The sequence below is a fragment of the Actinophytocola sp. genome (assembly GCF_050699935.1).
Classification (GTDB): Bacteria; Actinomycetota; Actinomycetes; order Mycobacteriales; family Pseudonocardiaceae; genus Actinophytocola.
In genome coordinates, this window is record NZ_JBOHGB010000256.1 from 1 (window position 1) to 5,061 (window position 5,061).

At 71.7% G+C, this 5,061-nt stretch carries 4 protein-coding genes; 1 reads left to right on the forward strand and 3 read right to left on the reverse strand.

Translation table 11 applies throughout. From position 1 onward, the window contains the following. Nucleotides 1-82: 82 nt before the first annotated feature. A complete protein-coding gene (locus ACRDTB_RS37255) occupies nt 83-1,579 on the reverse strand; it encodes an FGGY-family carbohydrate kinase (RefSeq protein ID WP_431436968.1) in 1,497 nt (498 codons plus the stop codon). Further along, entirely contained in the window at nt 1,572-2,984 is a 1,413-nt protein-coding gene (locus tag ACRDTB_RS37260) for an L-fucose/L-arabinose isomerase family protein (RefSeq protein ID WP_431436969.1), read from the reverse strand. The genes ACRDTB_RS37255 and ACRDTB_RS37260 overlap by 8 nt, the downstream gene beginning before the upstream one ends. A 126-nt stretch (nt 2,985-3,110) precedes the next feature. Here ACRDTB_RS37260 and ACRDTB_RS37265 point away from each other — a divergent pair, with 126 nt between their 5' ends. After that, a complete protein-coding gene (locus ACRDTB_RS37265; RefSeq protein ID WP_431436970.1) occupies nt 3,111-4,106 on the forward strand; it encodes a LacI family DNA-binding transcriptional regulator in 996 nt (331 codons plus the stop codon). A 207-nt stretch (nt 4,107-4,313) separates the two neighbouring features. Here ACRDTB_RS37265 and ACRDTB_RS37270 read toward each other — a convergent pair. Then, the coding region (locus ACRDTB_RS37270; RefSeq protein WP_431436971.1) for a substrate-binding domain-containing protein at nt 4,314-5,061 on the reverse strand (748 nt) is incomplete at its 5' end.

Sequence of the window (5,061 nt, forward strand, 5' to 3'; positions counted from 1 at the left end):
GCGCCGGCGCGGGGCGGTCCACGTCGGGCCGCGAGTCAGACCGTGACTGCCACGTTCCTGGCGCCGGGCGTCCGGAAGGCGGTCAGAGCCTGTCCGCGGCATGCTGCTCGGCCGCGAGGAAGTGGGCGACGTCGACCGTCGCCGGATAGAGCGCCCGATACTGGCGGTAGTACTCGTCGTACCGTGCCGCCCCGTCCGGGACGACCGTGTGACTCGGCGGGTTCCACGCGTCGGCGTCGACCTCGACGCCCGTGGCCACGGCGGCGAGCAGGGCGTCGCCCAGGCACGCGCCGACGGTCTCGGTCGGCACCTGCTGCTCGTGCCCGGTCACGTCCGACACGATCCGGGTCCACAGCCCGCCACGGGTGCCACCGCCGACCGCCACCAGCCGCCGCGGCCGCCCGCCGGCCTCGCGCATGACCTCGAAGTTGTGCCGCACGCCGTACGCGATGCCCTCCAGCGCCGCGCGGTACAGCTCCGCCCGCCCGTGCTCCAGCGTCAGCCCGGCGATCATGCCGCGCGCGTCCGGGTCGAAGATCGGGGTGCGCTCGCCCGCGAAGTACGGCAGCAGCAACAGCCCTCGGCTGCCCGCCGGCACCGCCGCGGCCTCCTCGACCAGGGCGGCGAAGTCACCGCCGACGAGCCGGCGCAGCCAGTCGGTGACCGCGCCGGAGGTGGCCATCCCGGCGGCCAGCGATCGCGTGCCGGGGAACACGCCACTCGTCGTCCACAGCCCCGGGTGCGGCCGCGGCCGTTCGAGGATCTGGATCAGGAACATGGTCGTGCCGTACATGACCATCACGTCACCGGGCTCGCGGACGCCCACGCTGGTCGCCTCCGCCCACGCGTCCACGGTGCCCGCGGTGACCGGAAGTCCTTGCGGCAGGCCGGTTTCCCGTGCGGCCTCGGCGGTGACCGTGCCGACGACCTCCGTCGGCCAGGCCAGCTCCGGCAGCGCCAGCCCCGGCGCCAGGAGGCCGGCCCAGTCGCGGGCCCAGTCCAACGCGTTCTGGTCGTACATCGGGTCGCACTGGCTCGCCGAGTGGTGGTCGAGCACGTAGCGGCCGGTCAGCCGGTGCACCAGGTACGAGCTCGCCATCAGCAGCAGCTCGGTCCGCTCCCAGACGGACGGCTCGTGCCGGGCCAGCCACCGGATCTTCGGGCCGACCGCCTGGCTGGACAGCGGGGTGCCGCCGCGGCGCAGGATCTCCTCGGCTCCCAGCTCCGCGGTCAGCTCGTCGATCTCCGCGCCGGCCCGGGTGTCGACCCCGTACAGGATCCCCGGGCGAAGCGGCCGCCCCGCGCCGTCGGCGGGCAGCAGGCACGGGCCGATCCCGCTGACCCCGAGCCCCGCCAAGCGCCCGTCAACGTCACCACCGGCGGCCGGGACCAGCTCACGGGTCAGCGCCAGGAAGTCCGCCCACCACACGCCGTCCGCGTCGTGCTCGACCCAGCCGGGATGCGGCGTGGACGTCCGGTGCTCGCGGCTCGCCCGGGCCAGGACCTTCCCGGTGCCGGTGACGAGCACGCCCTTCGAGCTGGACGTGCCGATGTCGATGCCGAGGAACAGCTCAGCCACGGGTGAACTCGTCCAGGGTGACGTCGAGCAGCTCGCACACGGCGCGCAGCTCTGCCCGCTTGTCGCCGGGCACCGCGTGGATGTGGTTCGCGCCGAACCGGGACAGGAACACCTCGGCGGGCGCGTCGAGCCGGGCGAACGCGTGCGGCCACTCCGGTGTGGACATCTTCGTCAGCGCCTCGGTGGTCGCCTCGTCGTAGTTCTCGAACTCGCCGAGCATCAGCTGCAGGCGGTACCGGCCGTCGTCGCGGGTCAGCCGGGCGAGCGTCATCTCGCCGGGAGCGGCCACGTGCTGCACGGACGCGCCACCGGCCGGGAAGAAGAACACCTCCGGGTACAGGTGCACCTTCGCGAGGTTCTCCGCCGGGTCGTCGCTGCGGGCGGCGAACCACGTGGCGTGCTGGCCGGAGTTGCACAGGTCCCAGATGTCCCGGTCGCCGTGGTAGTGCCGGACGTCGGCGAACAGGACGGGCGTGCCCGAGAGGTGCTTGAGGATCTGCATGGTCAGCGCGCCGTCCATGTCCGCCTCGGTGGCGCAGACGTGCGGCTCCTTGGGACCGTTCCAGTCGTACGGGTCGTTGAGGAACGCCTCGGCGATGTCCATCGTGGCGAAGTACTGGGTCAGCTCGGGCTGGCCCTTGATGCCGGTGAAGTCCAGGTGCCACTCGTCGATGAGCTCACGCATCGCGAGGTAGGAGCCGACCTGGCGCTCGAGCAGCTCCTCGGTGAGCTTCTTGCCGTCGTAGTGGACGGTGGCGTGCTGCTCGAGCCACTGCCTGGCGCGCTTCTTCTCGGCGGCGTCCGCGGCCTCGGCACGCCGGACGATCTCCCACTGGTCGATCTCCTCGACGTCCACGCCGAACTGTCGCTGCCACTGGTCGGTGTTGGCGACCGCGGTGTTCATGCCCATCGGGCGCCCGCCGATCCGCCCGAACGTCTGCCCGCGCAGTGCCGCGACCGCGCCGGCGGCCGACGCGCGGACGCCGATCCGGGCGATGAGCGCGTCGTCCTCGGGGTCGCCCCACAGCCTGGTGTGCGTGCGGCCGACCTGGTCGAGCGCACCGCCCGCGGCGAGCATGCCGACCATGCCCGGCTGGACCGGGTCGATGTTGGCGAGCAGCACCAGCGGACCCGTCAGCTGGCCGGCGGCGAGCATCGTGAAGTGCGGGAATGCCCAGACGCAGTAGTGCAGGACGGTCAGGTCGACGTTCGCCGCCTCGATCCGCCTGGCCAACGAGGTCGCGAGGGTGTTGGACGAGACGGGGGCATCGGCGCGGACGACGTCGTGGCCGGCCGCCGTGAGCCTGGCGACGAGCTTGTCCTCGTTGGCCAGGATGAACTCGGCGATGCCGCCGTGGACGTAGTCCCGCCCGTCCGAGATGTTGATCACGCCGATACGGGCCACCGGTCCTCCTGAGCGACACTGCTTGCACGGGCTGGAGTAATCGTTTTCTCAGAAGCTATTCTGCACCCTGAGGCGTGTCAATAGGCCCGGGTAGTGTCTGCGACGAGGGTGGAAAGTGAGGCGGTTGTGGCGACCATCAGCGACGTTGCCTCCCGGGCCGGCGTGTCGACGGCGACCGTGTCCAGGGCGTTGAACGGCAAGTCCACAGTGGATCCCGAGCTGGTGGCCCGGGTGCTGGCGGCCGCCGCGGAGCTCGGGTACCTGCCCAACGGGCCGGCGCGGAACCTGCGGCGGCAGGAGGCCGCGGTGTTGGCGCTGATCATCAGCGACGTGGAGAACCCGTTCTTCACGGCGATCGCGCGCGGGGTCGAGGACGTGGCACACACGGTCGGCTACTCGGTCGTCCTGTGCAACGCGGACGAGAACGCCGAGAAGGAGCGCAAGTACGTCGACGTGGCGATCCAGGAGCGGGTCGCGGGCGTGATCATCTCCCCCACGTCGACCGCCACCAACGTCGACCTGCTCATCAACCGCGGCACCCCGCTCGTCGCCGTCGACCGGCCGCTGCCGGAGCGCACGAGCGACACGGTCCTGGTCGACACCCGTCTGGCCGCGCACCAGGCGACCGAGCACCTGCTGGCGCAGGGCTACGAGCGGATCGGCTGCATCACGGGCCCGGCCGGTGTCCGCACCGCCGACGACCGCCTGGCCGGCTACCGCGACGCGCTGCGCTCGGCGAAGGTCCGCACGTCTCCCCGGCTCGTGCGCCGCACGGAGTTCAAGGAGGCCGGCGCCGGCAGGGCGTGCCGGGAGCTGCTGGAGCAGGCGGAGCCGCCGGACGCCCTGCTGGTCGCCAACAGCGCGATGGCCATCGGCGTGCTGGCGGCGCTCCGGTCGCACTCGCTGCGCCCCGGAGCGGACGTCGGCGTGGTGGCGTTCGACGACGTGCCGTGGGCCGGCCTGGTCGACCCGCCGCTGACCGTGGTGGCGCAGCCGGCCTACGAGATCGGCTCGGTGGCGGCGCAGCTGCTGCTGGCCCGCATCGCCGACAACGGCCGCGCCCCGACCACGACGACGCTGGGCGCCCGCCTCATCGAACGAGGCAGCTCCCACCGAACCTGACCGCGAGTCCAACCCTCCAGCCCCGCGAGTCCAACACTCCAAACCCGCGAGTCCAACACTCCGAACCAGCGAGTCCCCCGCTCCCGCACGCGAGTCCCCCGTTCGGAACCGCCGGAACGTTGGACTCGCGGGTCGCGAGTGTTGGACTCGCGGGTCGCGAGCGTTGGACTCGCGGGTCGCGAGCGTTGGACTCGCGAGTGCGGCGGGTCAGCTGTTGGCCTCGTCGTAGACCTGGGTCGCGTTCTCGGCGGTGATCAGCTGGGTCTCCAGCGTCTGCGTCTTCGGCACCTCGTCGCAGTCGATGAGGATCTTCTTCGCCGTCTCCACGGCCTCCTTGCCGGCCGTCGGGTAGATGAGGGTCGCGGACAACCGGCCCTCCTCGACGGCCTTGAGGCCACCGGACGGGATCGGCAGGCCGTCGATGCCGATGAACTTCATCGACTTCTCCTGGCCCGCGGCCTTCGCGGCCAGGTACGCGCCCTCGGCCATCGGGTCGTTGTGCGCGTAGAGAACCTGGATGTCCGGGTGCGCCTTGAACATCGCGTCGGCCTGGGTCTGGCCCTTCTCCCGCAGCCAGTCGCCGTCGGCCGTGGCGACGATCTCGATGTCCTTGCCCTCGATGCCCTCGCGGAACCCGTCGCCCCGCTCCTTGGCCGGCGTCGCGCCCGCGAGCCCGCGGATCTCGCCGACCTTGCCGCCGTTCGGCAGCAGCTGCTCGGCCACGTACTCGCCCGCCGTCCGGCCGATCTCCACGTTGTCGGCGCCGATCCAGGTGGTGTAGGCGTCGCCGTCGACCTTGCGGTCCAGCACGATCACGGGGATGCCCTTGTTGTACGCCTTCGCCACCACGGCGGTCAGCGGCGTGGCCTCGTTCGGGCTGATGATCAGCAGGTCGATCTGCTTGGTGAGGAAGTTCTCGACGTCGGACACCTGCTTGGCGTTGTCCTGCTGCGCG